This window comes from Amaricoccus macauensis (genome assembly GCF_014201905.1).
Classification (GTDB): domain Bacteria; phylum Pseudomonadota; class Alphaproteobacteria; order Rhodobacterales; family Rhodobacteraceae; genus Amaricoccus; species Amaricoccus macauensis.
On the sequence record NZ_JACHFM010000003.1, the window covers coordinates 64,535 to 90,628 of the forward strand.

Consider the following 26,094-nt stretch of genomic DNA (forward strand, 5'->3'; position numbering starts at 1 on the left):
GCGAAAATCACAGTCGCGGCATTGCCAAGGGTAGGGCCGCGCACTAAGCCCCCTTCTCATGCCGCTTCTCCCGCTCATCCTCGCGGTCGCTCTTTTCATGGAGCAGATCGACTCGACCGTCATCGCCACATCCCTGCCGGCGATCGCGGCGGATCTCGGGACCTCGCCGGTCACTCTCAAGCTCGCGGTCATGTCCTACCTCGTCGCACTGGCGATCTTCATCCCGATCTCGGGATGGATGGCCGATCGCTTCGGGGCCAGGAACGTCTTTCGCGTCGCCATCGGCGTCTTCGTGCTTGGCTCGATCGCCTGCGCCCTCTCCGGCTCGATCCACGCCTTCGTCATCGCGCGTTTCGTTCAGGGCATGGGCGGGTCGATGATGACTCCGGTCAGCCGCCTGCTGCTGGTGCGCGGCACGCCGCGCAACGAGCTCGTCGGCGCCATGGCATGGCTCACCATCCCCGCGCTGGTCGGCCCGATCCTCGGCCCGCCGCTTGGCGGCTTCATCACCACCTATGCCACCTGGCACTGGATCTTTCTCATCAACGTGCCGATCGGCATCGTCGGCATCATCCTCGTCTCCCGCTATCTGCCTGCCGGCGAGACGGTCGAGCCGCGCCCGATCGACGCCGTCGGGTTCCTGCTCTCGGGTGTGGCGTTCAGCGGCTTCGTCTTCGGCCTGTCGGTGATGAGCCTCCCCGCCTTGCCGATCGCCTGGGGCTATGCCGCCGTCGCCTCCGGCATCGTCGCGGGCGGGGTCTACCTCTGGCACGCCCGGCGCACACCCTATCCGCTGCTCGACCCGGCGATGATGCGCTATCCGCTGTTTCGGTCCGCGATCATCGGCGGGTCGCTGTTCCGGATCGGCATCGGCGCCATCCCGTTCCTGCTGCCGTTGATGCTGCAGCTCGGCTTCGGGCTGTCGCCGTTCCAGTCGGGCCTCATCACGTTCGTGGGCGCGGTCGGGGCGCTGTTCTCGAAGTTCGGCGTGCAGTGGATCTATCGGACCTTCGGCTTCCGCAACGTCTTCGTCGTCGGGGCGGTGGGGTCGGCGGCGCTCATCGGGGTCAACGCGCTGTTCTTCCCCGACACGCCGAAGAGCCTCATCATGCTCTGCCTCCTCGTGGGCGGAATCCTCAGGTCGATCTCGTTCACCGGCGTGAACGCGCTGGTCTTCTCTGACATCGAGGACCGTGACAGCGCGCAGGCGACGACGATCAACGCGGTCTTCCAGCAAGTGTCGCTGGCGGTGGGCGTGGCCCTCGCCGGCGGAATTCTCGACCTCGCCGCCCGGGTCCACGGCGGCCCGCTGCGGCTTGAGGACTTCCACATCGCCTTCGTGGTGGTTGCCATCGTCGCTTCGCTTTCGGCAATCGTCTTCCTCCGCTTGCCGAGCGACGCAGGGTCCGCGGTCTCCGGTCATCGCCGGATGCCATCGCGCGCCTGAAACCTGTCTGTCCGCCAGACCGCCGCTGTTCCGCCCGATGCGATCCCGGGCGATTTACGCCGCGCACCGCTCAACAGTCACAAAAGCTGGCGTGCGTTGTCGGAATTCGTGTCATATGCGCCCCGGGGTCGCCGAATTCCGGCGATGGACACCGGAGCATCAAGGATGGCGAGCATGCTTCTCAAGACAATCGCGGCGGGCGTTCTCGCGCTCGCTCTCGGCACGGTCGCGCACGCCGAGGATGCGCTCGAGCGGGTCAAGGCGGCCGGCGTGCTGAAGGTCGGCACCGAGACCGCCTTCGCGCCGTTCGACTTCATCGACGCGGGCGACCACGCCGGCATGAACATCGACGTCTTCGGCGCGATCGGTGAGGCGCTGGGCGTCAAGATCGAGTGGGTGACGCTGCCGTGGGACGGCGTGCTTCCGGGCCTCGAGAGCGGCAAGTTCGATATGGTCGCCGGACCGGCAACCATCACCAAGGCCCGCATGGAGCGCTATCGCTGGAGCGTGCCGGTCGCCGAGGCGACGGTGGCGCTGCTGAAGAAGGCGGGCGATGAAGAGATCACCAAGCCCGAGGACATCGCCGGCAAGACCGTCGGCTCTGGCAAGGCGACGGCACAGCTTGCCCAGCTGCTCGAATTCGCCAAGACCCTGCCCGAGCCGATCGAGACCAAGGAGTACGTGAGCTTCAACGAGGCTTACGCCGATCTCGCCGCCGGGCGCGTCGTGGCGGTGGCGAACTCGTTCCCGAACATCGCCTACGTGGCGCAGCAGCGGCCGGAGACGTTCGAGCTGGTCGAGCCGCCTTTCGGTGCCAAGACCTACTTCGGCTACCCGGGCCGCAAGGATCCCGAGTACAAGACCCTGATGGATGCGGTCGACGCGGCGATCCTCGCGATGAAGCAGGACGGCCGCCTCGCGGAGTTCCAGAAGAAGTGGTTCGGCATCACCTTCGAGACGCCGGACGCGCCCCTGACCGACGCCGCGTTCTGACGGGCCGGTCTTGAGCTGGAAGCTCTTCCTCCTGCTGCTCGAGGCGGCGCGGCTGACGGTGATTCTCAGCGTCGTCTCGATCGGCGTCATCGGCTTTCTGCTCGCCACCGGGGTCTGTGCCGCGAACATGTCGCAGAACCGCTTCGCCCGCGGGGCGGGGTGGCTCTTCGTCAGCTTCTTCCGCGGCACGCCGCTCCTCGTGCAGTTGCTCCTGATCTACTACCTGCTGCCGTCGATCGGCCTCGATGTGCCTTCCGAGGTGGCGGCGGTCGCCGGCATGTCGCTCTGTACCGCGGCCTATCAGGCCGAGATCATGCGGGGCGGCTTCGCGGCGGTCCCGACTGGCCTCGTCGAGGCGGCGGACATGGCGGGGATGTCGCGGCTCACCACGTTCCGGCGCATCCGTCTGCCGATCGCGTTCAAGCTGACGCTGCCCGGGCTCATCAACGAGTGGATCATGATGCTGAAGTCGTCGTCCCTCGTTTCGGTGGTCGGCGTCGTCGAGCTGACCCGCATGGCGCAGGACCTCGCGGCCTCGACCTACCGGCCGCTGGAGCTCTATGCGGCGGCGGGGTTCATCTATCTCTGCATCAGCATCGTCGTGGCGCTGGTCGGGCGGGGGCTTGAGGCGCGGCTCTCATGGGGGCGGCTATGAAGTTCGATTTCAGCCTGATCCTCGCCTCGGCGCCCGACATCCTGCGCGGCATCGGGGTGACCCTGTTTATCTGGGTGGTCTGCGTCGCGCTCGGGCTCGCGCTCGGGTTCCTGATCGCGGTGGCGCGGCGCTATGGCGGCCGGGTGGCGAACGCGGTGCTCTTCGTGCCGGTCGAGGTGATCCGGGGCACGCCGTTCCTCGTGCAGGTGTTCCTGCTCTACTACGGCGGTCCGCTGATCGGCCTCAGCCTCGACAACCTGCCGGCCGGGATCATCGCGCTGTCGGTCTATGCGGCGGCCTACTATTCCGAGCTCTGGCGTGCCGGCTTCGACGCCATCCCGAAAGGGCATCTCGAGGCGGCGGATTGCGTCGGGATGGGGCCGGTGCAGACCATGACGCGGATCATGCTGCCGGAGATGACCACGCTCATCCTGCCGGCGATGGTGAACATGACGATCCTCATGCTGAAGGAGACGGCCATCCTCTCGATCATCTCGGTGCCGGAACTCACGCTGACGGTGAGCGCGCTCGGGACGCAGAACTATGCGTTCGTCGAGAGCTTCACGGTGCTCGCCCTGATCTACTGGGCGCTCGTCGAAGCCTGCGGCGGCGCCGGGCGCTGGGCGGAGCGGCGGCTGGCGAAGTATCGGTTCGCATGATGCGGGAACAGTCGAGCGAGGCGCGCGCCGAAGGTCCGCGCGAGATCCGGCCCGAGAAGCCGAGGCAATGCCTCGGCCGGGCCGCGGGCTGGAGCGCGGGACGCGCGGAGGGCCGCAGGGGTGAAGATTTCTGCGGAAGGGCGCCAATCCGGCCGTGTGCGCCCCGGGTGGGCGCGGAAACGCGCCCGCCCCCCGCAGGGGCGTGCGCGGACGGATTTGTCACCCGCCAAATCCGTCTGGCGTCGGCGTTGCGACCAGAGGGGCGGCCGAGGTTTCCCTCAGCGAACGAAGGGAGGCGGCCATGACGCCGGCAGTTGCGATCAAGGGGCTGGTGAAGGACTTCGGCGAGACGCGGGTGCTCGACGGGCTGTCGTTCGAGGCGGCGCGGGGGGAGGTGACCTGCATCATCGGGCCGTCCGGGTCGGGCAAGAGCACGGTGCTTCGCTGCGTGGCGTTCCTGGAAGAGGCAACCGGCGGGCTGATCGAGATCGACGGCGAGCCGCTCGGATTCGGGCCCGGGCCGGGCGGCAAGCGGGTGCGGCTGTCGGCCGGGCAGATCCGGGCGGTGCGCAAGCGGATCGGCATGGTTTTCCAGCAGTTCAATCTCTGGCCGCACATGACGGCGCTCGGGAATGTCTCGGAGGCGCTGACCCACGTGCTGCGGCTGTCGCGGCGCGAGGCCGAGGTGAAGGCGATGGCGCAGCTGGAGCGGGTGGGGCTGGCGCACCGGGCGCAGCACTATCCGAGCCAGCTTTCGGGCGGCCAGCAGCAGCGGGTGGCGATCGCGCGGGCGCTGGCGCTGGAGCCGCGGATCCTGCTGTTCGATGAGCCGACCGCCTCGCTCGACCCGGAGCTGACCGGCGAGGTTCTGAACGTCATGCGTGACCTCGCGGTGACGGGGATCACGATGCTGGTGGTGACGCACGAGATCGGGTTCGCGGCGTCGGTGGCATCAAAGATCGTCTTTCTCGACCACGGCAGGATCCTCGTCGAGGGCAGGCCGGGCGAGGTCTTCGGCAAGCCGCGGAACCCGCGGATCGACCGGTTCCTCGAGACCTACCTCGATCGTGGGGCGGCGACGCTGCTCTGAGCGCGGCGCAGGAGATCAAGCTATTGAATAGCTTTCGCTGCGTCAGGCGGATCGCAAGGAAGATGATGATCGGCGAGGCTCGACTTGCCCTGCGGCCGGCTCCGGGGCGATGGCGGCGAGCCGTGCCTCGAGGGCAAGGATGCGGGCTTCGAGCGCGGCGATGCGGTCGCCTGACGGCGAGCTCGCCCCCCGGGCGGGACGTGCTGTGATCCGGCCGATGAGCGTGGCGCAGTGCCCGGCGAGGCGCGCGGTGCGCTCCGGGGGCAGGGCGGCGATGGCCCAGCCTGCGACCGAGACCGCGCCGATCCAGATGACGAAGCCGCCGCCGCCGGCAAGGAACGGCAGGGCGAGCCCGGGCAGGAGTGCGACGGCCCAGCCGGCGCGGGGGTGCGACGCCGCCGCCGGTGGCAGGCGGAAGGCCCGCCGGCGCTTCGGATCGGTGCCGGTGAGCCAGGCGAGCCCGACGAGGCTGAGCGCGATGGCGAGAGCGGTGGCGGCCATGGTCACTCCGCGGGTTCGGTGAGAAGGCGCACCACCGGGCGCTTTGGCCGGGCGAACCACCAGAGGCTGGCGCCCGCGATGACGAGCAGGAGGTCGATGGTCACGATGTCGGTCTGGCCGTGCATCAGCGCCGTCGCCCAGTCCATGCCGCCGGTGGCGAGGCGCAGCACCGGCAGGCCGGCGCAGAGCACCGCCAGCAGTCGTTGTGCCAGCGTACCGTAGCGCCGTTCGTCGGGCACCCGGAGGCCGAGTGCCACGGCGAGAGCCACGCCGACGACGAAGCCGAGCGGCGTCCAGAAGAACGGGTCGGCGGACGGGCGGCTCAGGTAGTAGGCATAGCCCGAGGCCAGCATGCCGATCGGCAGGCCGTAGCCCGTGATCTGCACTGCCTGCCCGAAACGGCGCCATGCGGGATCGGCCTCGCGGCGGCGCACCCAGAGGCGGAAGCCCGAGAGGATCACCACGCACATGGTGACGCCGAGGGCGCCCCAGACGATCCGGGAGAAGACCCCGGCGAAATGGCCGAAGTGCAGCGGATACATGAGTCCGTAGAGCGTGCCGCCGAGGGAGGGCGCGGTGCCGAGCGGGGCCTGCGCCCCGAGCCAGACGCCGGTCGCGCCGTCGTACCGATTGACCGGGTAGATCATGCCGCCGTGGCCGGGAGCGTGCCAGACGGTGACGCGGGCATCGCTGCGGCCGAAATGCGCCACGTCGAGATACGTCGCCTCGCTGTCGGCCCGGGCACGGGAATCGGAAATCATCGCGTTGAGATTGGCGAGCGTCGCGGGCGTCTCGTCGACCGGGGCGGGCGGCTCGAAGAGCGTGGCGCTCAGCGCCTCCTGATCGCCGCTGAACGCCACCGTCGCGACGAGCGGGAACCCGATGGTGCCCGCGAGGCTGAAGAACGAGCCGGTGAAGGCGAGCAGGAATGCGAAGGGGATGCTCCAGCTCGACACCAGCGCGTGCCGGTCGCGCGCGCCGACGAGCCGGCCGCCGCCGCGCTCGGCGACGAAGAGGTCGCGGATCACGTGGCGGTGCATGAGCACGCCGGAGACGACCGCGGCCATCATCGTGAGGCCAAGGATGCCGGTGAGGATGAGCCCCCACGGCGAGGGCAGGTAGAGCTGGACGTGGAGTTCCACGAGGAAGTGGCGCAGCGCGCTGTCGTCCCACGCCGCCGGGTCGTTCCAGATGAAGCCATCATGCCGGTCGATCACCTTGCCGGTGACGCTGTCGGCGCGGAACATGGTGCCCTTGTCTTCGAGCACGCCCGTGTCCGGGTTCACCGCGTGGGTGTGGAAGAACGCGAAGAGGTTGCGCCCCGCGCCGCCCCAGACCGCGACGTCCTCGCGATATTCCGGCTCGACCTCACGGGAGAGGCGGCGGAGGGTGGCGTCGACCGGCTGTTCCAGCGGCGCGGCGGTGCGCAGGCCACCCGCCGACCAGCGGCCGATTTCCTCGGCGAAGACCGCGACGGCGCCGGTCGCGACCACGACGTAGAGCAGGAGCCCGAGGATCACCGCCGACCAGCCATGGATCGCGGTCAGGCGCTTCAGTTCGATCTGTCCGATTGCCATTCTGTGCCCTCCTCAGGCGAGGGAGACGAGGACGGCGGCGACCTGCACGAGGATCACCGCCGAGAGGATGGCGCTCGCGCGCACGAGGTTCGGGGCGAGCACCGCATGGAAGAACGGCACGGCCCAGAGCAGCGGCATGAGCAGGATCGGCAGGGCGATGTCGTTCACGCCCGCGGCGCCGGCGGGCATCCAGAGCGGCATGGCGGCCATGGTGGCGAGCGCCGCGAGGATCGCGCCCGGCCCGGCGAGAAGCCAGCGCACGAGCGCCGGGCGCGCCTCGATCCAGCGGGCTGCGTCGCGCGGCAGGACGCTCCGCCGGCCGGTCCGGTTCGTTTCAAGGGAACTCTGCACACGCCACTCCATCGGTTCGGGACAGTGGCTGAGCGCGGGTGCAGCGTTTGGCTGGCCTTTCAATCGAGCAAATCAGTCGAGAATTCAACCCGGGAGTTGGCTGCCGCCCCGCAGGGAGGCGGCCTTTCGCCGGGATCAGTGCAGGTGGCGGAGCTTGTCGGGGTTTCGGACCACGTAGATCGCAGCGATCCGGTCGCCCTCGATCTCGAGCGCCGTGGTCTGGAGCTCGCCATCGGCCTCGCGGGTGATGAATCCGGGCAGGCCGTTGACGAAGACCGTGCGCAGCAGCGTCGAGGCGTTCTTCCGGAAGAAAACCGCGAGCGAAGTCTGCAGGCGCGTCACCGCATCGAAGCCCTCGATCGGCTTGCCGACTGCCGGACGCTTGCCGCCACCATCGGCGTGCACGCTCACGTCGGCGGCGAGCATCTCGCCGAGCGCGCTCATGTCACCGCTGCGCGATGCCTGGAAGAACGCTGCCGCGAGGTCGAGGCCTCGCTGGCGGTCCAGCCGGAAGCGCGGCCGCGCCTCGCGCACATGGCTGCGCGCGCGGGCCGCGAGCTGGCGGCAGGCGGCGGGGTCGCGCTCGATGGTGGCGGCGACCTCCTCGAAGCCGACGCCGAAGACGTCGTGCAGCAGGAACGCCGCACGTTCGAGCGGCGAGAGGCGCTCGAGCGCCAGCATGAGGGGCAGTGTGACGTCCTCTGCCTCCTCCTCCTCGATCACCGGCTCCGGGAGCCACGGGCCGACGTAAGTCTCGCGGCGCCTGCGGGCCGATTTCAGCTGGTCGAGGCAGAGGCGGGTGACGGTGCGGCGCAGGAATGCCTCCGGCTCGCGCACGGCCGCGCGGTCGGCCCGCATCCAGCGGATGAAGGCCTCCTGCACCGCGTCCTCGGCGTCAGCGACCGAGCCGAGCATCCGGTAGGCGACACGCACGAGCTTCGGTCGCAGGGGGTCGAAGCTCGCCGCCGCGTCATCGTGGCGCAGGCTCGCCATCAGGCCGCCTTGCGACCCCGGGCGGGGTCGAGCCAGAGCCCGAAGCCGACGCAAATGCGGTTCCAGCCGTTGATCATGTTGATCATCAGCGTGATTTTCGTGCGCTCCTCCTCGGTGAACTGCTTTGCCAGCGCGTCGTAGGCATCGAGATGCTCATGGCCTTCGGAGAGCCGGGTGAGCGCCTCGGTCCAGGCGAGCACCGCGCGCTCGCGATCATTGTAGCAGGGCGCGTCGCGCCACGCCGGCAGCAGGTCGATGCGCTGGTCGGTCTCGCCGGCCGCGCGCGCCGCGATGGTGTGCATGTTGATGCAGTTGGCGCAGGCATTGATCTGCGAGGAGCGGATTTCGATAAGGTGGACGAGCGTCGGGTCGAGACTGGCGCTGACCGCCTGTCCCGTCTCACGCCAGGCCTTCATGAGGGCGGGCGCGGCGGCGAACGGGTCGAACTTCGGGGTCATGGTCGGTTCCTTTCTCTTGGGTTCCGACTTCATGACGAGCCTACACCCGCCGGTGTGACATGGCCTGCGGTTATTTCGCGCATCTGCTGCCCGCGCGGCGCCGGCTCAGTGGGCCTGCCGCGCCTGGGCCGGCTCCGGGTTCGGGAGGGCCGCGTCGCCCGGTATCGTTCCAGGCAATGCGCCCGACAATGTGCCGGGGATCGCGTTGTGCAATCCGCCGGGGGGCGCGGCCGACACCGGGCTCGATGCGGAGGCCATCGCGGAGGCCGCCGCGAGGGTCGGCGCGGCAACCGGCATCGCGGCGGGGAGCCTCACTTCGATCAGGTGCGGTTCGGCGCCGCTTTCGACCGCATGGCGCCGCCGAAGCTCGGCCAGGCGCGCGTCGAGCCCGGGGCTCGAAGCGAGGCCAAGGACGGCGAGCATCTCTGCCCAGCGGTGCGCCCAGTCATGCCGCGACAGCACGTCGAGGCGGTTCGCGCGCGCGATGGCGGCGTAGCGATCGGCATCGGCTTCGAGCTGTTCGAGGAAGTCGGCCGTCCTGTCCGGGTCCGTCGGCATGTTGACGATCGCCTCGGGCGAGCTGAACAGCCCCTTGAACTCGGGGATGTCGGGGGTCGAGCCGATCATCACCGCACCGGAGCTTGCGCCCTCGAAGTAGCGGGTGGTGAGCGTGGTCTCGGCGGCGGCGCCCGTGCCCTTGACCGGCTTCCAAACGACGTAGTGACGCGCCCTGGCGGCGAGGTCGGCATTCTGCAGGCGCACGGCATCCCAGTCCTTCGCCTTCATCCCGCGCCAGAGGTCGAAGACGTAAAAGCGATTGTCGCGGCCGCAGAGTTCGAGCATGCGGCCATGCACCCGATTGAGCCGCCGGCCGATGCAGACGTAGTCGACGCAGCGCTGGCTGACGGTGTAGCGGCTCGCCGGGAGCAGGAGCGTGTCGACGGCGGTCGGGAGATAGGTCACCGGGGTGCGGGTGTGCCGCTGGATGAGCGGGACGCTGCCGGCATTGAAGACGAAGACGTGGTCGAACATGTCGAGGTGGCGGTAGTGCTGGCGCAGCTTCTCCACGTCGCGAGACCAGGTTTCGAGGAGGAAGATGCACGCCTTGCGCGTCCGTTTGCGCCAGCCGGGGACGCAGTTGATCTCGCGGATCTCGTGCGGGAACTGGCAGGCGTAGAACGTGAGGTCGAAATCGCCCTCTACCTCGGTTCTGGGTGCCTCGGAAGCAGTCGGCATCGCGGCGAGCGCGAGGAGCCTCCCCAGCGTGTTCCGCATCGTCTTGCGGCAATTCTTCCAGAACGAACGATTGTACGGGTCGGGCACGACCGGTGCGACGAGTGTCGCATCTTCCATCCGGCGCACGACGTCCATGAACTCGTAGATGACACCGTTCCACGGAGCAGGAACGAGGTCATGCAATGAGAACAGCAACACGCGACGGGATGAACCCGAAGAGCCCGGCGGCAGAACATTCACGTCAGAATCCCCACGGAGGCGCCCAGAATACTGGAAAGAGCCCCCCCTCTTTCAAATCAATGGCTTGACCGTTACCTAACCATGAAGGCAGGCCCCAGACATGCTATAGATTAAAAGTACGTTAGCGCGAGATTCCACGCAAGGAGTGATTTCTCAACATCCACCGCCTTCAAACCAGCTCAGCCGGAGTTCGGGCGTTCGTGATCGTTTTCGACAACTATAGGGCGTTGTCGCGCGGGATCGGAGGCGGCGCGCCGGGCGACGCCTCCGGAAGGGCATCGCTCAGAGGTTGCCCTTGGAGAGCTCGCCCGCGATGTGGTCGGCCTGCCGGATGGCGAGGGCGACGATGGTGAGCGTCGGATTCTCCGCCCCGCCAGTGGTGAACTGGCTGCCGTCCGAAACGAAGAGGTTCGCGACGTCGTGGCTCTGACCCCACTTGTTCACCACGCCGTCCTGCGGCTTCTCGCTCATCCGGTTGGTGCCGAGGTTGTGGGTCGAGGGATAGGGCGGCGTCGGGAACACCCGCGTCGCGCCGACTGCGCGATACATCTCCTCGCCCTTCTTGTAGGCGTAGTCGCGCATCGCATTGTCGTTCGGATGATCGTCGAAGTGCACGTTCGGCACCGGAAGTCCGTTCGTGTCCTTGACGTCGGTGTTGAGCGTGACGCGGTTCGTCTCGCGCGGCATGTCCTCGCCGACGATCCAGAGCCCGGCCATGTTCTGGTACGAATCGAGCGCCGAGGTGAACTCGCGGCCCCAGGCGCCCGGATCGAGGAACGCCGCGGTGAACGGCAGGCCGAGGGAGAGGGTCTCGAACTCGAAGCCGCCGACGAAGCCACGGTTTGGGTCGTGGTGGCGCTCGTCGCCGATGTAGCCCGCCATCACCGTGCCGCGCCACATGCTGACCGGCTTGTCGAAGACCGCGTAGACCGAACCGGTGGTGTGACGCATGTAGTTGCGCCCGACCTGACCCGAGGAGTTCGCGAGACCGTCCGGGAACATCGACGAGGCCGAGTTCAAAAGCAGCCGCGGGCTCTCGATCGCGTTGCAGGCGACCGAGACCACCCGCGCCTTCTGGAGCTGCTGCTTGCCGTCCGCGTCGATGTAGACGACCCCGGTCACCTTGCCCTTGTCATCATGCTCGATCTTGACCGCAAAGCAGCGGTCACGCACTTCGAGGTTGTTCGTCGCCTCGCCGCGCGGGATGTCGGTGTAGGCGGTCGACCACTTCGCGCCCCACTTGCAGCCCTGGAAGCAGAAGCCGGTCTGCTGGCAGGCGCTGCGTCCGTCGAACTCGGCGGAGTTGATCGCCATCCGCCCGGTGTGGACGTCCTTGTAGCCGATGGCCTTGGCGCCGGCCTCGAACACCTTGTAGTTGTTGCTGGGCGGCAGCCCGGCGCGGTCCTCGGTGCGGGTCACGCCGAGCTTGTGCTCGGCCTTGGTGTACCAGGGGTCCATCTCGGCGGTGTCGATCGGCCAGTCGAGCAGGTTGGCGTCGGAGATCGGGCCGTAGGTGGTCTTCGCCTTCCACTCGTGGTCCTGGAAGCGCAGGCTGGCGCCCGCCCAGTGGATCGAGGTGCCGCCGACCGCCTTGACGATCCAGGTCGGCAGGTTGGCGAAGTCACGCGCCACGCGCCAGTCGCCCGAGGTCGTGCGCATGTCGGTCCAGGCGAGCTGCTGGAAGCTTGCCCACTCGTCGTTGATGTAGTCCTCGGGCAGATAGCGCCCGCCGGCCTCGATCGAGACCACCTTGACGCCCTTCTGCGCCAGCTCGTTCGCGAGCACGCCGCCACCGGCGCCGGAGCCCACGATCACCACCACGCTGTCGTCGTTGAGATCGAACTTCGCGACCATGATTGCGTCCTCCCTCTCAGAGCCAGCTGATGTCGTCGAAGCCGCGGTGGATGTAGCCGCCCTGGCTGTAGCTCTCACCCTGGTAGCCGAAGATCGGCCAGACCTCTTTCTGGTTGTAGAGACCGGTGACGAGGCCGCCACGGATCGTCTGGAAGAACGGGCTGTTCTCCATGCCCTTCAGGATCGCGACCCGGTCGCTCTCCCAGCCGACGGCGAGGTAGTTCGCATACCCCGCGCCCTGAGCCGCGGCGTCGAGCGCGGCCACCCCGGCCTCGATCGCGGCGGCGTCCTCGGCGGTGTCATAGCCCTTGACGGCGATGGCATAGAAGTTGTCCGCGACCTTGTCGTGCGGGTAGACGTCGCGCGCCATCTGGATCAGCGTCGCCATCGTCTCGGGCTTCAGGTTTGTCACCTCGAGGGCCCATGCGGCGTCGCGTGCGGCGACAAACCCGCTGCCGATCGAGAATGCCGCGCCTGCCACCACCGCGTGCGCAAGCAGCGCGCGACGGGTGAGGCCGCGCGATCTCAACTCTGTCATGATATCCTCCCGACTGGCTCTTGTTATCTGGCTGGCGTGGGTGAGCGGTGCGTCAGCGGAAGCGGCCGCCGCGTTCGATCACCTCGATCATGTATCCGTCCGGATCGGCGACGAAGAAGAAGCGCGCGACGAGTTCACCATTGTTCCTGAAATCGACGAGCTTGCGCGGGGCGAGGCCCGCCGCCTCGAAGCGGGCGTGCTCCTTGTCCACGTCTTCAACGACGAAGGCGATGTGGCCGTAGCCGTCACCGAGATCGTAGGGCTCGGTGCGATCCTTGTTGACGGTAAGCTCGATCTCGAAGTCGGCGGCGGCGTTGGAGAGGTAGATGAGCGTGAAGCTGTCAAAATCCAGCCGGTCAGCGATCCCGAGCCCGAAGGCCTCGCGGTAGAATGCAACCGATCGCGCTTCGTCGAGCACGCGGATCATGCTGTGGACGACCTTGGTCATGTTTCCTCCTGTGCGGGGTTTCAAGCCCGTTTTGAGAAGGGTAGGCTTCGGGGAAACTGGGCGGGTAGTATCCCCATACTACACCACGTGAACGCACGGACGCCGGAACGCCGGTGATGCGGAACCCCGTCTCGCGGGCGTCCTGGTTTTCATACTGGCAGAAGCCTATCGGGCAGGGACGAGGGGCCCCGCAACAGCGGGGAGAATGAATCCCTGAACGGGCGTCAGCCCGTGCCGCTGAAGCGAGGCCGCAAAGGCGGCCGACCGACCCGCGCCGGCCGAGCGGGGGCTTGCCCCCCGAGGCCGACGCGCAATCCACGCTTGGACCCCCGGGCGGGCGCGGCTATAACCCGCGCGCGTCGTTTCCCCGGAGTTTGCAGACCATGCGTGAAGCCGAAGTCAGCCGCGGCACCGCCGAGACCAATCTCAGCGTCAGGCTGAACCTCGACGGCACCGGCCGGCACTCTATCGAGACTGGCGTCGGCTTCTTCGACCACATGCTCGACCAGCTCGCCCGCCACTCGCTCATCGACATCGAGGTTCGCGCCGCCGGCGATCTCCACATCGACGACCACCACACCGTCGAGGACGTGGGTATCGCGCTCGGCCGGGCGCTCGCCGAGGCGCTGGGCGACAAGCGCGGGATCCGGCGCTACGGCTCGTGCCACCTCGCCATGGACGAGGCGCTGGTGCGCGCCGCGCTCGATCTCTCGGGCCGGCCATTTCTCGTCTGGAAGGTCGAGTTTCCGGCCGAAAAGATCGGCCGCTTCGACACCGAGCTGGTGCGCGAGTTCTTCACCGCCTTCGCGATGAACGCGCGGATGACCCTCAACGTGGCGATGCTCGATGGTGAGAACAGCCACCACATCGCCGAGGCGACGTTCAAGGCCGTGGCACAGGCGCTGCGCACCGCGGTCGAGCCCGATCCGCGCAGCAGCGGCATTCCCTCCACCAAGGGGACGCTCTCGGAGTGACCGCCCCATGACCACGATCATCGTCGACTACGAGAGCGGCAACCTGCACTCGGCGGAGAAGAGCTTCCAGCGCATGGCGGCGGAGACCGGGCAGGGTGGCCGGGTCGTCGTCAGCGCCGACCCCGAGGCGGTGCTGAAGGCCGAGCGCATCGTGCTGCCCGGCGTCGGGGCGTTCGGGGACTGCCGTGCCGGGCTTGCGGCGATCCCCGGTCTCTTCGAGGCGATCGAGACCCGCGCGATCCGGCAGGGGGCGCCGTTTCTCGGCATCTGCGTCGGCCAGCAGATGATGGGGACCGTCGGGCGTGAATTCGGCGATCACGCGGGCTTCGGCTGGATCCCGGGCGAGGTCGTGCGCCTCGCGCCGACGGATCCGGGGCTGAAGGTGCCGCACATGGGCTGGAACGCGCTGGAGCTGAGCGGCGAACATCCGGTGCTTGCCGGCATCGCCACCGGCGATCACGCCTATTTCGTGCATTCCTATCACCTGATCCCGGAGGATCCGGCGCACCGGCTGGCCACCGCCGATCACGGTGGCCCGGTGACGGCGGTGATTGCCCGCGACAACCTGATCGGCACGCAGTTTCATCCGGAGAAGAGTCAGGCGACGGGCTTGCGGCTGATCGCGAACTTCCTCGCCTGGCGGCCGTGAGGATCCGGCCGGCCGTCGCCTCGGACGCGCCGGCGGTCCGTGGCTGCGCCGAGGCGGCATATGCCCGCTATGTGGCGGCGATCGGCCGCCGGCCCGCGCCGATGGACACCGACGTCGCCACCGCCATCGCGGCGGACCAGATCCATGTGGCTGAGCTGGAGGGTACCGTCGCGGGCTACCTCCACATCAATCCGGCCGGGGACGAACTGCTGCTCGATGCCGTCGCCGTGCTGCCGGAGTTTGCGGGCGAGGGCATCGGCAAGGCGCTCATTCGGTTTGCGGAGGACGAGGCGCGGCGGCTCGGGCTCGGATGGGTGCGGCTCTACACCAACGCGAAGATGGTGGAGAACGTCGCGATCTACCCGCATCTCGGCTACGTCGAGACCGGCCGCCGCCGCGATGAGGGCTACGACCGGGTGTTCTTCGAGAAGCGCATCCCCCGGCGCGACTACTGATAGCGCCGGAGCCGCCGCTGGATGCCGAAGAGGTAGGCCGACACGCCGACGAGGATGATCGCGAACATCGCGGTGGCGATGGCAGCGCCCATGTGCGGGTCGCCGAGCTGGAGCTGGAAGCCGAAGAACGTCCGGTAGAGGAACGTGCCGAGGATGTCGGTGGCGAAGTTTGGCCCGGCGAGGGCGCCCTGACTGACATAGATGAGGTCGAAGGCGTTGAAGTTGCCGACGAATGTCAGGATCGAGATGATGCCGATCGACGGCAGGATCATCGGCAGCTTGATCTTCCAGAACTGCGACCAGCCGGTGATCCCGTCCATGTCGGCGGCCTCCAGCACCTCTTCGGGAATCGAGATCAGCGCCGCGTAGATCAGCATCATCGGGATGCCGACGAACTGCCAGACCGAGATGAGCGCGAGGGTGGTGAGGGCGGTGCCTTCCTTGCCGAGCCACGGCTGGAACAGGGACTTCAGCCCGACCGCGTCGAGCATCGACGGCGCGATGCCCCAGACCGGCGACAGGATCAGCTTCCAGACGAAGCCGACGACGACGAAGCTGAGGACCGTCGGCACGAAGATCGCCGAGCGGTAGAACGCCGCGAAGCGGAGCCGCGGCGCGGAGAGCAGGGCAGCGAGCAGGATGCCGATCGGATTCTGCACGATCATGTGGATCAGGAAGAACCAGAAGTTGTTGCCGAGCGCGTTCCAGAAGCTTGCCGACCAGCGCGGATCGCCGAAGAGCGTGCGGAAGTTGTCGAGCCCGACGAACTTCTGCACGTCCTCCACCACGCGGAAGAGCGAGAGCTGGAGCGTCCCGAACAGCGGAACGATCATGACGGCGGTGTAGACGATCACCGCCGGTGCGAGGAACACCGCGACATGCCAGGGGAAGGGGCGGCGTTCGGTCATTTCATCACGATCCTGTCCAGAGTTTCGGAATCTGCTGCACGAGCGTGAGGATGGAGAGTATGCCAAAAAGCACAAAAGCCCAAGCGAGTGCTGCGACCCGACCGATGCCGGGACGGATCGCGGGGACGAGCACGCGCCGGTTCAGGATGATGAGCAGAGCGGAGTAGATGAACATCATCAACCCGCCGACGCAGGCGGAGATGACGAGGAGCACGAGCGGCTGCGCGGCGCCGAAGACCAGCACGAGGATGCCGATCAGCACGAGCCCCCAGACCAGAAAGAAATAGAGCCGGCTCTCGTTCGCGCGCTTCATGTACGAGGTGCGCAGAACGTCCGCCGCCAGCCGACTCGTGTAGTCGACGATGCCGGTCGCGGCGGCGAAGAGCGAGAACGCTCCGATGAACCAGAAGAGATAGCCGAACCAGGAGCCGACGCGCTCTTGCAGGACCTGCCCCTCGTTCAGCACGAAGCCGATGCTGTTCGCGAGCCCCGCCTGTCCGTAGACGGTGGCGTAGGCGAGAAGGGACGTGAAGGTGATGGTGACGAATGTGATGAGCACGAAGGTCGAGAGCTGCTCGACGTTGGCGAAGCGCCACCAGCGCTGCCAGCGGGCAAGGTTCTCGGTCGTCGGTTCGAACACGTAGCCGGTGCTCGGTGTCGCCTCGGGCTCGCCGGTGATCGGGCTCTTGATGTGCGGCACGTACTTGCCCATGCCGAAGCCCTTGTCGCGGATCCAGTTGGACTGGCAGAGATTCTGTCCGCCGCCCGCGCCGGCGAAGGCGAGCGCGCCGAGCAGCACGGCAAAGCCGAGTTCCTGCGCGGGGATCCGCGCCTCGGTGACGATCTGCGGCAGGGCCGCCCAGTCGTCGGCGGTGATGACGAAGATGCCTGCGACGATGATGAGCAGGCCGACCGCCGCCACCTTCACCATCTGCATCCGCTCGAGCATCACGTAGACGACCGGCGCGAGCGTCAGGATGAGCCCGATGGTGATCAGCATCCCGACGGCAATCCACTTCGGGTCGCCGCCGACGATATAGGTGAGCATGGTGGCCGAGCTCGTCGCCCAGCCGGGCCAGAGGTTGGCGAAATAGGTCATGACCGCGAAGACCAGGCCCCAGTGCCGCCAGAAGCGGCTGAAGCCCGTCAGCACGGTCTCACCGGTCGCGAGCGTGTACCGCTCGATTTCCATGTTGAGGAAGAACTGGGTCATCACCCCGAGGAGCGCGGCCCAGACGAAGACGAGGCCGACCTGGCTTGCGATGTACGGGTAGAGAACGAACTCCCCCGACGCGAGCCCCACACCGGCCGCGATGATGCCGGGGCCGATGATCTTCGCGGTATCTGCCGGTGGCGCGGGCAGCTCGCGGACTTCCGGCCGCCCGAGGACGTGCGTCGGAAAGAGATCTGCGGCCGAAGCGCCGGGCTTGTGGTGTGCCATTGACGGTGTCCCCCCCCCTGGAAATCGTCATGCGGCAAGGCTGCTGTCCGCTTGTCGAATCGTCAACCAGCCCGGCGATCCACCAGCCCGCGACGGGCAAGGGTGACCTCTTCCGGCGCGTAGCGCGGGCGGAACCATGGCAGATAGGTCGCGACCGGGGCGTGAACCTGCGGCGGAACCGTCCCGCGGGGCTCCGCGCGCGATCTCTCGATGGTGGCGATCCTGGCGCTGCGGACGACCGGGGGGATCGGCAGGCCGGTCGCGTCGTCGTCGGGAACCGCCAGGTCACCCCTCCAGCCACGGTTCGCGGCGGACGTGATCATCACCACCCGGAGCAGAGGTGTCCTCTCGCCCGCCCGAGGCCCGATTTCCGCGACCACGATCGCGGGACGGTACTGGCTGGTCCGGCCGTCGGTGTTGGCACCGGACCGATCGTGCCGGGCCGGCACGAGAGACCAGAAGCCGGCATGTCCGGCCGCATCCGCCGGTGTCATGAGGAATTTGCTTACATTGGAAAGCGCCGCCCTGCGGGCGGCGCTTTCCGCAGACCTTACTGGCCGGCCGGCTTGAACCAGGTTTCGAGGCCTTCCTGCAGGCGCTTCGCGGCGGCCTCGGCGGTCTCGGTGCCGCGGATCACGTTGGCGGCGGCGTTCCAGGTCTCGTTTTCGAGGTTCGGCGTGCCGCGCGACAGGATCTGGTAGGTGGAGCGGATCGTCGACGCGCAGGTCTCGCGCCAGGACAGGAACTCCTGTGCCAGCGGATCGTCGATCTTCACCGTCTCCTTCTGCAGCGGGAAGAAGCCTGGCAGCGCGTTGCCGTAGATCGTCGCGAACTCGGCCGTGCCGACCCATTCGAGGAACTGCTTTGCCGCGTCGGCATTCTTCGACGCCGCGTTCAGCCCGAGCGCGATGTCGGGGTGGTCGGAGATGTAGCACTTGTCACCCTCGGCCGGGACCGGGGGCGGGAAGGCGCCCATTTCGAAGGCGTCGGCGATCTGGGTGCGGAACGGCGAGATTTCCCAGCTGCCGGCCGGATAGATCGCGGCGCGTCCGAGGGTGAAGAGGTTCTGGCTGTCGGGGTAGGTCTGCGCCTCGAAGCCGTCGCCGAGGTAGTCCCGCCACTTCGCGAGTTCGCGGAACGGTGCCACCCAGCCCTCGTCCGTCAGCTTCTGGGTGCCGTTGAGGAGCGCGAGCCGGCCCTCCTCGCCCTTCCAGTAGTTCGGCCCGATGTTCTGGTAGCCCATCGTCGCGGCTTCCCACTGGTCGTTGGTGCCCATCGCCATCGGGATATAGCTGCCGTTTTCCTTGATCTTCTCCAGCACGGCGAAGAACTCGGCCTCGGTCTTTGGCGGCTCGACGCCGACTTCGGTGAACGCGGCCTTGTTGTAGATGAAGCCGTGGATCACGCTCGCCATCGGCACGCAGAAGGTTTTCGTTCCGTCGTCGGTCGACCAGGCGGCCTTGGCGACGTCGGAGAAGTTCGCCATTGCCGTGAGGCTGGTCAGGTCGGCGATCTTGCCCTTGTTGAAGAGTTCGAGGCTCGCGTCGAATGGCCGGCAGGTGATGAGATCGCCCGCGGATCCGGCGTCGAGTTTCGAGTTCAGTACGGCGTTGTATTCGGTCGGCGCCGATGGCGCGAACGCCACCTTGACGCCGGGGTGCGACGCCTCGAAGGCGGGAATGATCTTCTCCTGCCAGATCGCGAGATCGTCGTTGCGCCAGCTCTCGATCGTGAGCGTCACATCCTGAGCGGACGCTGCGCTGCCGGCGAGAAGCGTGGTCCCTAGAAGGAGACCTTTCAGTCCGATGTGCATGTTTTCTCTCCCTGCGTCCGATGAGCCTAGCGCCGGGTTTTCGTGCCGTCGAGTGTACCGCTCTTCTCGTGCGCGAGGCGCGATCGATCTCTTGTCTAGGAATGTCGGAGTGAGCGAGAATGGTGCGCCGAGCGCCGCTGCCCCCCGACGCGCGCCCGGCCCGGCCGGCGATTCGCTGCGCCGGGATGCGCCTCGCGGGGGCTCGGATCAATCGCGGGGTTGCGGCATGACCAGCGGGCAGCTCTTTCTCGGTGTCGACGGCGGCGGCACGGGGTGCCGTGCGGCGCTCGCGGACGAGACGGGGCGCATTCTCGGGGAAGGCCGGGGCGGGCCGGCGAACGTGGTGAGCGATCCCGACATGGCGCTTGCGAGCGTCCTCGAAGCCGCCTCCGGCGCCATGACCGCGGCACAAGAGGGCCGTGATCTCACCCGGCTGACGGCGGTGCTCGGGCTTGCGGGCGCCAATGTGGTCGAGGCCGCGGCCGCGTTTCGCGCGCGCCTGCCGTTTGCCAGCTCGCGCGTGGAAAACGATGTGGTGGTGGCGGTGAAGGGGGCGCTCGGGGCCGACGACGGGATTGTCGCCGCGATCGGCACCGGCGCGGTCTACGGCGTACAGCGCGCGGGCACGGTGCGGCTCGCCGGCGGCTGGGGGCTCATTCTCGGTGATCACGGCTCGGGCGGATGGATGGGGCGCGGACTCTTTGAGGCGGCGCTGCTGGCCCATGACGGTTTCGTCGAGAAGACGCCGCTGCTTGCGGCCATCCTGCGCGAGATGGGCTCGCCCGACGCCATCGTCGCCTTCGCAAGGCGCGCGACGCCGGCCGACTTCGCCCGGGCCGCGCCGCGCATTCTCGATGCGGGCGACGACGCGGCGGCGCAGCGGATCCTCGGCGCCGCCGACGCGGGGATCGCCCGTGCCCTTGACCATCTCGAGTCCGACGGGGCGCTTCCCATCGTCTTCACCGGCGGGCTCGGACCCCTGTTCGCTGCCCGTCTCGGGCATCGTTATCCGAGCCTCATTCACCTCGCCAAGGGCTGTGCCCTCGACGGGGCTCTCGCGCTGGCGCGCGGTCTCGTCTAGGAGCGGTTCATGACACAACAGACCAAAATGGCGGCCGAGGTTGCGGAGATCCCCGCCGCCGCCGCGCGTTTCCTGACCGAGGCGGCGGACGCCACCGCTGCGGCGGGGGAGGCGATGCGCGAGATCGACCCGCGGCTGCTCGTCACCGTCGCGCGCGGCTCGTCCGATCATGCGGCGACCTATCTCAAGTACGCCGTCGAGATGACGGCGGGCATCCCGGTCGCGTCGGTCGGCCCCTCGGTCGCCTCGGTCTACGGCCGGCGCCTGCGGCTCGACGGCGCGGCCTGCCTCGGCATCTCGCAGTCGGGACAGAGCCCGGACATCGTCGCGATGATGGAGAGCGCGCGGGACAGCGGCGCGCTGACCGTCGCGATCACCAACACCGCCGGCGCGCCGATGTCGCTCGCCTGCGATCATACGCTGGCGCTTCATGTGGGGCCGGAGCTGTCGGTCGCGGCGACGAAGACCTTCGTGGTCTCGGTGCTCGCCGGGCTCGCGCTTCTCGCCGAGTGGCGGCAGGACGACGACCTGCGCGAGGCGGTGGCCGAGTTGCCGTTGCAGTTCGACCGGGCGCTCGCCTGCGACTGGACGCCGCTGGCGGATCGCCTCGTGCGGGCAAACCAGGCGTTCGTCCTCGGCCGCGGCCCCGGCTTCGCCATCGCCGCGGAAATGGCGCTGAAGTTCAAGGAGACCTGCGCGATCCACGCCGAGAGCTATTCGGCGGCGGAGGTTCTGCACGGGCCGGCGGCGCTGGTGCAGGCGAGCTTCCCGATTCTCGCGCTCGGTGTCGCGGATGCGGCGCTGGGCCAGGTCATCGCCACCGCCGAGCGGCTGGCGGGGCAGGGGGCGGATGTCTTTCTCACCGCGCCGGGCGCCCGGCCGCCGGTGACACCGCTGCCCTCGGTGGAGGGCGTCCATCCGCTGACCGCGCCGCTGGTCGCCGCGGTGTCGTTCTACCGTTTCATCGAGGCACTCGCCCGCCGCCGCGGCTTCAATCCCGACACGCCGCCGCACCTGCGCAAGGTCACGGAGACGCGATGAGCATCACCGTTTTCGAAGGCGCCTCGATCTTCGATGGCGATCGGTTACATGCCACGTCGACGCTGGTGGTCGAGGATGGCACGGTCGTGGATATCCTGCCCCCCGACGAGGCGCCGCTCGGGCCGCGCGTGCTGCTGAAGGGGGGCACGCTGGCGCCGGGCTTCATCGACCTGCAGGTGAACGGTGGCGGCGGCATCCTGCTCAACAACGCGCCGAGCGTCGCGGGCATCCGCACGATCTGTGAGACCCACGCGCGTCTCGGCACGCTGGGGCTGCTGCCGACGCTCATCACCGACGCGCCCGAGACTACGCGCGCGGCGATTGCCGCGGGGGTCGCCGCGGCGGCGGAGGGCGTGCCGGGCTTTCTCGGCCTGCACCTGGAGGGGCCGCACCTCGATCCGCGCCGCAAGGGGACGCACGACCCGAAGCTGATCCGGCCGATGACGGCGGAGGATCTCGCGGTTCTGGAAGACGCGGCGCGGCGCCTGCCGGCGCTTCTCGTGACACTTGCCCCCGAGGCGGCCGACGTGGGCCAGATCGCGGCGCTGACGGCCGCCGGCGCCATCGTCAGCCTCGGCCACAGCGACGCGAGCGCCGAGGTCGCGGCCGCCGGGTTCGCGGCCGGGGCCGGCGTCGTCACGCATCTCTTCAACGCCATGAGTCAGTTCGCCTCGCGCGCGCCCGGCCTCGTCGGCGCGACGCTTGCTGCCGAGGGCGTGCGCGCCGGGCTGATTGCCGACGGCGTCCACGTCGATCCGCTCGCGATCCGCGTGGCGCTCGCGGCGAAATCGGCACCGGACACGATCTTTCTCGTGACGGACGCAATGGCGGTCGCCGGCACCGATGCCATGAGCTTCACGCTGAACGGCCGCACGATCTCGCGGCGCGACGGTCGCCTGACGCTCGCGGACGGCACCTTGGCCGGGGCGGATATCGACATGGCGGCGAGCCTCAGGGTGCTGACCCGCGACGTCGGGCTGACCCTCGGACAGGCGCTGCGCATGGCGACGGTGGCGCCCGCGCTCGCCCTCGGGCGCCCGGATTTGGGGCGGCTGAGCGCGGGAAGTGCGGCCGATCTCGTGCATCTCGACACGGACCTGTGTCTCACGGGTGTCTGGCGCGGGGGCGTGCCGCTCTGAGCGTGGAGCCGCGCTTGAAGCCCCGTGGGGTTTCCCTTAGAGGAAGGGCCAAACGCCCGGGGGGTAAGAGACGATGGCAACCGGACTGATGAGCGGCAAGCGCGGCCTGATCATGGGGGTCGCCAACGACAAGTCCATTGCCTGGGGCATCGCCAAGGCCTGCCACGACGCGGGCGCGGAACTCGGGTTCACCTATCAGGGCGACGCACTCGGCAAGCGGGTGCAGCCGCTGGCGGCCAGCGTCAACTCCGACATCGTCATTCCCTGTGACGTGAGCGACGAGGCGTCGATGGACGCGACCTTCGCCACCGTGGCGGAGCGCTGGGGCAAGCTCGACTTTCTCGTCCACGCCATCGGCTTCTCGGACAAGAACGAGCTGCGCGGCTCGTACACCGACATGACGACGGCGGCGAACTTCCAGCAGACCATGCTGATCTCGGTCTACAGCTTCACCGCCGCGGCGCAGCGGGCGGCGAAGCTCATGCCCGAGGGCGGCTCGCTGCTCACCCTCACCTACTACGGCGCCGAAAAGGTCATGCCGCACTACAACGTCATGGGCGTGGCGAAGGCCGCGCTCGAGGCGTCGGTCAAGTACATGGCCATGGACCTCGGACCGCGCGGCATCCGGGTGAACTCGCTCTCCGCCGGCCCGATCAAGACGCTTGCGGCGTCGGGCATCGGCGATTTCCGCTACATCATGAAGTGGAACGAGCTGAATTCGCCGCTGCGGCGCAATGTCACGCAGGCCGACGTCGGCAAGTCGGCGCTCTATCTGCTCTCCGATCTTTCCTCCGGCGTCACCGGCGAGACGCATCACGTCGATGCCGGCTATCACGTGGTCGGCATGAAGGCCGAGGACGCGCCCGACATCGACGTGGTGTCGGGTCGCAAGGAGGCCCCGTGACGATCGCAGGCTTCGCCGCGATTGCGTTTCTCTCACTGATGGCCGCGCTCAGCCCGGGGCCGGCGGTGATGCTGAGCGCGCGCACCGGCCTGACGGAAGGGATGCGCGCGGGCGCCTGTCTCGCGGTCGGCATCGGCATCGGTGCCACCATCTGGGCGGCGGCGGCATTCTTTGGCCTCGCCATCGTCTTCAGCCTTGCGCCGACGCTGCTCGTCGGGCTCAAGATCGTGGGCTGTGCCTATCTGCTCTGGACCGCCTGGCATCTCTGGCGCAACGCCGACCTGCCGCTGGTCGACGCGGGCGCGCCCCGTGCGCCGCGCAGCTCGTTCGCGGCATTCCGCCACGGTCTGCTGATGCAGCTTGCCAATCCCAAGACCGCGGTCATGTTCTCGGCGATCTTCGTCGGTATCGTGCCGCCGGGGACGCCGCTGGCCGTCAAGGCCGCGCTGCTGGCCGTCGTGTTTCTGAACGAAACGCTCTGGAACGTCTTCGTCGCCCGCATCTTCTCGCTCGAGCGCTCGCGTGCCGCCTATTTGCGGCTCAAGGGCGTGATCGACCGGGCGTTTGGCGGGTTGATCGCGTTCCTCGGCGTGAAGATCATCGCCACCTGAGGTCCCCCCGATGAACGACCGCCTGCCGCATGAAAAGGGCTTTCACGTCTCCTGGGACCAGATCCACCGGGACAGCCGGGCGCTGGCCTGGCGGCTCGACAAGCGGGGTCCGGGCGAGGGCGGGGAGTGGCGCGGGATCGTCGCCATCACCCGCGGCGGCATGGCCCCGGCGATGATCATCGCGCGTGAACTCGACGTGCGCACCGTCGATACGATCAGCGTCAAGTCCTACGACTGGCAGAAGCAGGCCAGCGAGGCGACGGTGCTGAAGGCCCCTGACCCGAAGCTGATGGGCGACGGCACCGGGATCCTCGTGATCGACGATCTCGTGGACAGCGGCAAGACGCTGGAGGTCGTGCGCAAGATGTACCCCAAGGCGCATTTCGCGACGGTCTATGCCAAGCCGCATGGCCGGGAGATGGTCGACACCTACATCACCGAGGTGAGCCAGGACACCTGGATCTTCTTCCCGTGGGACATGGCGCTGCAGTACGTGCGGCCGTTCCGCGGCGACTAGTCGGATGGCGGAGCCCGCGGCGACCAGTCGGATGGCGACGCCCGCGGTGGCGCATGGCAGCGGTGAGACGCACGAGCGGTTCGACCGGCTGGCACATGAGACCTTCGAGGGGGCGATCCTGCTCAAGGGCGGTTTCGCGGTGCTTGAGGCGGCCGCGGGGCTCATGCTCTGGCTGATCGGGCCGACGCCGATCCTGAAGCTCATCGCCCGGATCAACGCGGTGCATCCCGCGCAGCACGGCGACTGGCTGGTGACGACGCTGCTGCATGCGGCCGCGAGCTTCTCGGTGCAGGCCGAACACTTCTTCGCCATCTACCTGATCGCGCATGGCGCAGTGAAGCTCGTGCTGGTGCTTGGTCTCTTCCTGCGCAAGCGGTGGGCCTATCCGACGTCGATCGTCGTCACGGCGATGTTCGTCGTCTACCAGATGTGGCGCTTCGACATGACCCACGGGCTCGGGCTGCTGGCGCTCAGCGTTTTCGATACGATTCTCATCGCCCTCATCTGGCGTGAGTGGCGGCGGCTGCCGGCGCGCAAGGTGGCGTGACGCGGTTGCTTCAGCTTCGGGTTGAAACGGGTTCTTAAGCAAGGCGGGCGATGGATCAGACCGTGCTGACGGCTGACCGGAAGGCCCAGAATGTCCCGACTTCGGAGCTCAAGCGACGTTGAGGCGGCGGCGTGCCTCGCGGACTACCGGGCGAAGTTCGAGCGGCTGCACGCGGAGACCGCGGCGGAGTTCGGCTGGCGGGCGGTGGCGCCGGAGGCCGTGTCGATGATCGCCGTGCTGATGGCCTCGCTGCCGATGCTGGCGCTGTTCCTGCCGGACGGGCCGGGCGATCCCGCGGTCTGGCAGGTCGGGGTCGCGGAGATCGGGGTCTGGATCACGGCGTTCCGGCTGCAACGACCGCGCCATGAGGCCTACCTTGCGGAACTCGCCCGGAGGACGGCGCGGCTCGGCGCGCTTGAGGGGCGCTTGCCCGAGCCCGCCGTGGTGTTGCGTTCAGTACGGCAGATCAGCGCAGACGACGGGCGAGCGGGCAGCCTTGAAGGTGTGGGTCTGGGTGGTGCCGTCGGCGAGGTCGATGGCGAGGCCGAGGGTCTCGTCACTGACGACGACCACCTCGGCATTGATGTTGACGCCGTCCTCTTCCCAGACGATGCGCGCGTCGGAGACCCAGCGCCAGGGCGCCAGCCGGTAGGTCTCGACGCAGCTCGTCATCAGGAGCGTGCCGTCGGAGAGGAACGCCCGCAGGGTGCCGGGAGCCACGCCGGGGGACTCGTCGAGCCAGACGCGGTCGCGCAGCAGCTCTTCCATCCCCTCGTTGCCGGAGCCAGGCATCGCCGGGCTCGGCAGGCCGACCCAGGAGCAGCCGGCCGGCAGGGCGAGCAGGGCGCAGAGCGCCAGCCGGCGGAGCCATCGGGCAGCAACTGGCCGGCGCAGGCGATCGGCACGGGGACCGACGGCGGAGACGGGCATCGGGGTGTTGCGCGGCATAAGTCCTCCTCTTGCGCGCGACGATA

The 26,094-nt window shown here is 68.3% G+C and carries 30 protein-coding genes; 15 read left to right on the forward strand and 15 right to left on the reverse strand.

The genetic code is table 11. The features are described 5' to 3' along the window. The first annotated feature begins 58 nt into the window (after positions 1-58). From HNP73_RS14195 to HNP73_RS14215, 5 genes are all read left to right on the forward strand, one after another. Positions 59-1,447 (forward strand): MFS transporter, encoded by a 1,389-nt coding sequence (locus tag HNP73_RS14195; RefSeq protein WP_184150927.1) that lies wholly within the window; start codon positions 59-61, stop codon positions 1,445-1,447. Positions 1,448-1,621: 174 nt separating this feature from the next. Beyond that, a complete protein-coding gene (locus HNP73_RS14200) occupies positions 1,622-2,440 on the forward strand; it encodes a transporter substrate-binding domain-containing protein (protein WP_246399840.1) in 819 nt (272 codons plus the stop codon). 10 nt (positions 2,441-2,450) lie between these two features. Then, positions 2,451-3,095: an amino acid ABC transporter permease gene (locus tag HNP73_RS14205; RefSeq protein ID WP_184150931.1), complete on the forward strand. Its 645-nt coding sequence runs from the start codon at positions 2,451-2,453 to the stop codon at positions 3,093-3,095. Next, positions 3,092-3,754: an amino acid ABC transporter permease gene (locus HNP73_RS14210; RefSeq protein WP_184150932.1), complete on the forward strand. Its 663-nt coding sequence runs from the start codon at positions 3,092-3,094 to the stop codon at positions 3,752-3,754. The genes HNP73_RS14205 and HNP73_RS14210 overlap by 4 nt, the downstream gene beginning before the upstream one ends. A 301-nt stretch (positions 3,755-4,055) precedes the next feature. Continuing rightward, entirely contained in the window at positions 4,056-4,844 is a 789-nt protein-coding gene (locus HNP73_RS14215; RefSeq protein WP_184150934.1) for an amino acid ABC transporter ATP-binding protein, read from the forward strand. A gap of 42 nt (positions 4,845-4,886) precedes the next feature. On the opposite strand, the gene HNP73_RS14220 is transcribed toward HNP73_RS14215, so the two are convergent. The 9 genes from HNP73_RS14220 to HNP73_RS14260 form a co-directional block, all read right to left on the reverse strand. After that, complete coding sequence (locus tag HNP73_RS14220) at positions 4,887-5,345, reverse strand: hypothetical protein (protein ID WP_184150937.1); 459 nt, start codon at positions 5,343-5,345, stop codon at positions 4,887-4,889. A gap of 2 nt (positions 5,346-5,347) precedes the next feature. Continuing rightward, positions 5,348-6,922 carry a PepSY-associated TM helix domain-containing protein gene (locus HNP73_RS14225; RefSeq protein ID WP_184150940.1) on the reverse strand — a complete coding sequence of 525 codons (1,575 nt, stop codon included), beginning with the start codon at positions 6,920-6,922 and terminating at the stop codon, positions 5,348-5,350. A 12-nt stretch (positions 6,923-6,934) separates the two neighbouring features. Next, a complete protein-coding gene (locus tag HNP73_RS14230) occupies positions 6,935-7,273 on the reverse strand; it encodes a hypothetical protein (RefSeq protein ID WP_221288688.1) in 339 nt (112 codons plus the stop codon). 135 nt (positions 7,274-7,408) lie between these two features. Then, positions 7,409-8,266 (reverse strand): sigma-70 family RNA polymerase sigma factor, encoded by an 858-nt coding sequence (locus HNP73_RS14235; RefSeq protein ID WP_184150943.1) that lies wholly within the window; start codon positions 8,264-8,266, stop codon positions 7,409-7,411. Further along, entirely contained in the window at positions 8,266-8,724 is a 459-nt protein-coding gene (locus HNP73_RS14240; RefSeq protein WP_184150946.1) for a carboxymuconolactone decarboxylase family protein, read from the reverse strand. The genes HNP73_RS14235 and HNP73_RS14240 overlap by 1 nt, the downstream gene beginning before the upstream one ends. 105 nt (positions 8,725-8,829) lie before the next feature. Beyond that, positions 8,830-10,143: a glycosyltransferase gene (locus HNP73_RS14245; RefSeq protein ID WP_184150949.1), complete on the reverse strand. Its 1,314-nt coding sequence runs from the start codon at positions 10,141-10,143 to the stop codon at positions 8,830-8,832. Positions 10,144-10,482: 339 nt separating this feature from the next. Next, complete coding sequence (locus HNP73_RS14250) at positions 10,483-12,054, reverse strand: GMC family oxidoreductase (RefSeq protein WP_184150952.1); 1,572 nt, start codon at positions 12,052-12,054, stop codon at positions 10,483-10,485. Positions 12,055-12,070: 16 nt separating this feature from the next. Continuing rightward, complete coding sequence (locus HNP73_RS14255; RefSeq protein ID WP_184150954.1) at positions 12,071-12,592, reverse strand: Twin-arginine translocation pathway signal; 522 nt, start codon at positions 12,590-12,592, stop codon at positions 12,071-12,073. Positions 12,593-12,644: 52 nt separating this feature from the next. Continuing rightward, positions 12,645-13,040 (reverse strand): VOC family protein, encoded by a 396-nt coding sequence (locus HNP73_RS14260; protein WP_184150957.1) that lies wholly within the window; start codon positions 13,038-13,040, stop codon positions 12,645-12,647. A 383-nt stretch (positions 13,041-13,423) separates the two neighbouring features. Between HNP73_RS14260 and hisB the strand changes: the two genes are divergently transcribed. From hisB to HNP73_RS14275, 3 genes are read left to right on the forward strand one after another with little or no spacing between them, the layout of a single operon-like run. Then, positions 13,424-14,014, forward strand: coding sequence for an imidazoleglycerol-phosphate dehydratase HisB (gene hisB, locus HNP73_RS14265; protein ID WP_184150960.1), 591 nt, complete (start codon positions 13,424-13,426; stop codon positions 14,012-14,014). A gap of 7 nt (positions 14,015-14,021) precedes the next feature. Further along, on the forward strand, positions 14,022-14,663 hold the full coding sequence (gene hisH, locus HNP73_RS14270; protein ID WP_184150963.1) for an imidazole glycerol phosphate synthase subunit HisH: 642 nt from the start codon (positions 14,022-14,024) through the stop codon (positions 14,661-14,663). Continuing rightward, positions 14,660-15,118, forward strand: a complete 459-nt coding sequence (locus tag HNP73_RS14275; protein ID WP_343063316.1) for a GNAT family N-acetyltransferase — start codon at positions 14,660-14,662, stop codon at positions 15,116-15,118. Before hisH ends, HNP73_RS14275 begins: the two co-directional genes overlap by 4 nt. On the opposite strand, the gene HNP73_RS14280 is transcribed toward HNP73_RS14275, so the two are convergent. The 4 genes from HNP73_RS14280 to HNP73_RS14295 all read right to left on the reverse strand — a co-directional run bounded on the left by HNP73_RS14280 (position 15,112) and on the right by HNP73_RS14295 (position 19,280). Beyond that, entirely contained in the window at positions 15,112-16,026 is a 915-nt protein-coding gene (locus HNP73_RS14280) for a carbohydrate ABC transporter permease (RefSeq protein ID WP_184150966.1), read from the reverse strand. The genes HNP73_RS14275 and HNP73_RS14280 overlap by 7 nt on opposite strands. Before the next feature lie 4 nt (positions 16,027-16,030). After that, complete coding sequence (locus HNP73_RS14285) at positions 16,031-17,467, reverse strand: Nramp family divalent metal transporter (RefSeq protein ID WP_184150969.1); 1,437 nt, start codon at positions 17,465-17,467, stop codon at positions 16,031-16,033. A 62-nt stretch (positions 17,468-17,529) separates the two neighbouring features. Further along, the gene (locus HNP73_RS14290; RefSeq protein WP_184150972.1) at positions 17,530-17,961 is read right to left on the reverse strand and encodes a type II toxin-antitoxin system PemK/MazF family toxin; all 432 of its coding nucleotides are present in this window, start codon (positions 17,959-17,961) and stop codon (positions 17,530-17,532) included. A gap of 56 nt (positions 17,962-18,017) precedes the next feature. Continuing rightward, positions 18,018-19,280: an ABC transporter substrate-binding protein gene (locus tag HNP73_RS14295; RefSeq protein WP_184150975.1), complete on the reverse strand. Its 1,263-nt coding sequence runs from the start codon at positions 19,278-19,280 to the stop codon at positions 18,018-18,020. Positions 19,281-19,506: 226 nt separating this feature from the next. Here HNP73_RS14295 and HNP73_RS14300 point away from each other — a divergent pair, with 226 nt between their 5' ends. From HNP73_RS14300 to HNP73_RS14330, 7 genes are all read left to right on the forward strand, one after another. Beyond that, entirely contained in the window at positions 19,507-20,361 is an 855-nt protein-coding gene (locus HNP73_RS14300) for a glucosamine kinase nucleotide-binding domain-containing protein (protein WP_184150978.1), read from the forward strand. Between the two features lie 9 nt (positions 20,362-20,370). Beyond that, on the forward strand, positions 20,371-21,402 hold the full coding sequence (locus HNP73_RS14305; RefSeq protein ID WP_184150981.1) for an SIS domain-containing protein: 1,032 nt from the start codon (positions 20,371-20,373) through the stop codon (positions 21,400-21,402). Next, complete coding sequence (nagA, locus tag HNP73_RS14310) at positions 21,399-22,541, forward strand: N-acetylglucosamine-6-phosphate deacetylase (RefSeq protein WP_184150985.1); 1,143 nt, start codon at positions 21,399-21,401, stop codon at positions 22,539-22,541. The genes HNP73_RS14305 and nagA overlap by 4 nt, the downstream gene beginning before the upstream one ends. A gap of 73 nt (positions 22,542-22,614) precedes the next feature. After that, positions 22,615-23,445: an enoyl-ACP reductase FabI gene (fabI, locus tag HNP73_RS14315; protein WP_184150988.1), complete on the forward strand. Its 831-nt coding sequence runs from the start codon at positions 22,615-22,617 to the stop codon at positions 23,443-23,445. Further along, complete coding sequence (locus HNP73_RS14320; RefSeq protein WP_184150991.1) at positions 23,442-24,056, forward strand: LysE family transporter; 615 nt, start codon at positions 23,442-23,444, stop codon at positions 24,054-24,056. Before fabI ends, HNP73_RS14320 begins: the two co-directional genes overlap by 4 nt. 10 nt (positions 24,057-24,066) lie before the next feature. Further along, a complete protein-coding gene (gpt, locus tag HNP73_RS14325) occupies positions 24,067-24,573 on the forward strand; it encodes a xanthine phosphoribosyltransferase (protein ID WP_184150994.1) in 507 nt (168 codons plus the stop codon). A 31-nt stretch (positions 24,574-24,604) separates the two neighbouring features. Then, complete coding sequence (locus tag HNP73_RS14330) at positions 24,605-25,120, forward strand: DUF2127 domain-containing protein (protein WP_184150997.1); 516 nt, start codon at positions 24,605-24,607, stop codon at positions 25,118-25,120. 143 nt (positions 25,121-25,263) lie between these two features. Here HNP73_RS14330 and HNP73_RS14335 read toward each other — a convergent pair whose 3' ends face one another. Further along, on the reverse strand, positions 25,264-25,458 hold the full coding sequence (locus HNP73_RS14335; protein WP_184151000.1) for a hypothetical protein: 195 nt from the start codon (positions 25,456-25,458) through the stop codon (positions 25,264-25,266). 115 nt (positions 25,459-25,573) lie between these two features. Further along, positions 25,574-26,068: a hypothetical protein gene (locus HNP73_RS14340; RefSeq protein ID WP_184151003.1), complete on the reverse strand. Its 495-nt coding sequence runs from the start codon at positions 26,066-26,068 to the stop codon at positions 25,574-25,576. Positions 26,069-26,094 lie beyond the last annotated feature (26 nt).

Bases quoted from the DNA above. Each gene is read 5' to 3' on its own strand.
- HNP73_RS14195 (WP_184150927.1), top strand. From the start codon at position 59: ATGCCGCTTCTCCCGCTCATCCTCGCGGTCGCTCTTTTCATGGAGCAG.
- HNP73_RS14200 (WP_246399840.1), top strand. From the start codon at position 1,622: ATGCTTCTCAAGACAATCGCGGCGGGCGTTCTCGCGCTCGCTCTCGGC.
- HNP73_RS14210 (WP_184150932.1), top strand. From the start codon at position 3,092: ATGAAGTTCGATTTCAGCCTGATCCTCGCCTCGGCGCCCGACATCCTG.
- HNP73_RS14215 (WP_184150934.1), top strand. From the start codon at position 4,056: ATGACGCCGGCAGTTGCGATCAAGGGGCTGGTGAAGGACTTCGGCGAG.
- HNP73_RS14220 (WP_184150937.1), bottom strand. From the start codon at position 5,345: ATGGCCGCCACCGCTCTCGCCATCGCGCTCAGCCTCGTCGGGCTCGCC.
- HNP73_RS14225 (WP_184150940.1), bottom strand. From the start codon at position 6,922: ATGGCAATCGGACAGATCGAACTGAAGCGCCTGACCGCGATCCATGGC.
- HNP73_RS14235 (WP_184150943.1), bottom strand. From the start codon at position 8,266: ATGGCGAGCCTGCGCCACGATGACGCGGCGGCGAGCTTCGACCCCCTG.
- HNP73_RS14240 (WP_184150946.1), bottom strand. From the start codon at position 8,724: ATGACCCCGAAGTTCGACCCGTTCGCCGCCGCGCCCGCCCTCATGAAG.
- HNP73_RS14250 (WP_184150952.1), bottom strand. From the start codon at position 12,054: ATGGTCGCGAAGTTCGATCTCAACGACGACAGCGTGGTGGTGATCGTG.
- HNP73_RS14255 (WP_184150954.1), bottom strand. From the start codon at position 12,592: ATGACAGAGTTGAGATCGCGCGGCCTCACCCGTCGCGCGCTGCTTGCG.
- HNP73_RS14260 (WP_184150957.1), bottom strand. From the start codon at position 13,040: ATGACCAAGGTCGTCCACAGCATGATCCGCGTGCTCGACGAAGCGCGA.
- hisB (WP_184150960.1), top strand. From the start codon at position 13,424: ATGCGTGAAGCCGAAGTCAGCCGCGGCACCGCCGAGACCAATCTCAGC.
- hisH (WP_184150963.1), top strand. From the start codon at position 14,022: ATGACCACGATCATCGTCGACTACGAGAGCGGCAACCTGCACTCGGCG.
- HNP73_RS14280 (WP_184150966.1), bottom strand. From the start codon at position 16,026: ATGACCGAACGCCGCCCCTTCCCCTGGCATGTCGCGGTGTTCCTCGCA.
- HNP73_RS14285 (WP_184150969.1), bottom strand. From the start codon at position 17,467: ATGGCACACCACAAGCCCGGCGCTTCGGCCGCAGATCTCTTTCCGACG.
- HNP73_RS14290 (WP_184150972.1), bottom strand. From the start codon at position 17,961: ATGACACCGGCGGATGCGGCCGGACATGCCGGCTTCTGGTCTCTCGTG.
- HNP73_RS14295 (WP_184150975.1), bottom strand. From the start codon at position 19,280: ATGCACATCGGACTGAAAGGTCTCCTTCTAGGGACCACGCTTCTCGCC.
- HNP73_RS14300 (WP_184150978.1), top strand. From the start codon at position 19,507: ATGACCAGCGGGCAGCTCTTTCTCGGTGTCGACGGCGGCGGCACGGGG.
- HNP73_RS14305 (WP_184150981.1), top strand. From the start codon at position 20,371: ATGACACAACAGACCAAAATGGCGGCCGAGGTTGCGGAGATCCCCGCC.
- nagA (WP_184150985.1), top strand. From the start codon at position 21,399: ATGAGCATCACCGTTTTCGAAGGCGCCTCGATCTTCGATGGCGATCGG.
- fabI (WP_184150988.1), top strand. From the start codon at position 22,615: ATGGCAACCGGACTGATGAGCGGCAAGCGCGGCCTGATCATGGGGGTC.
- gpt (WP_184150994.1), top strand. From the start codon at position 24,067: ATGAACGACCGCCTGCCGCATGAAAAGGGCTTTCACGTCTCCTGGGAC.
- HNP73_RS14330 (WP_184150997.1), top strand. From the start codon at position 24,605: ATGGCGACGCCCGCGGTGGCGCATGGCAGCGGTGAGACGCACGAGCGG.
- HNP73_RS14340 (WP_184151003.1), bottom strand. From the start codon at position 26,068: ATGCCGCGCAACACCCCGATGCCCGTCTCCGCCGTCGGTCCCCGTGCC.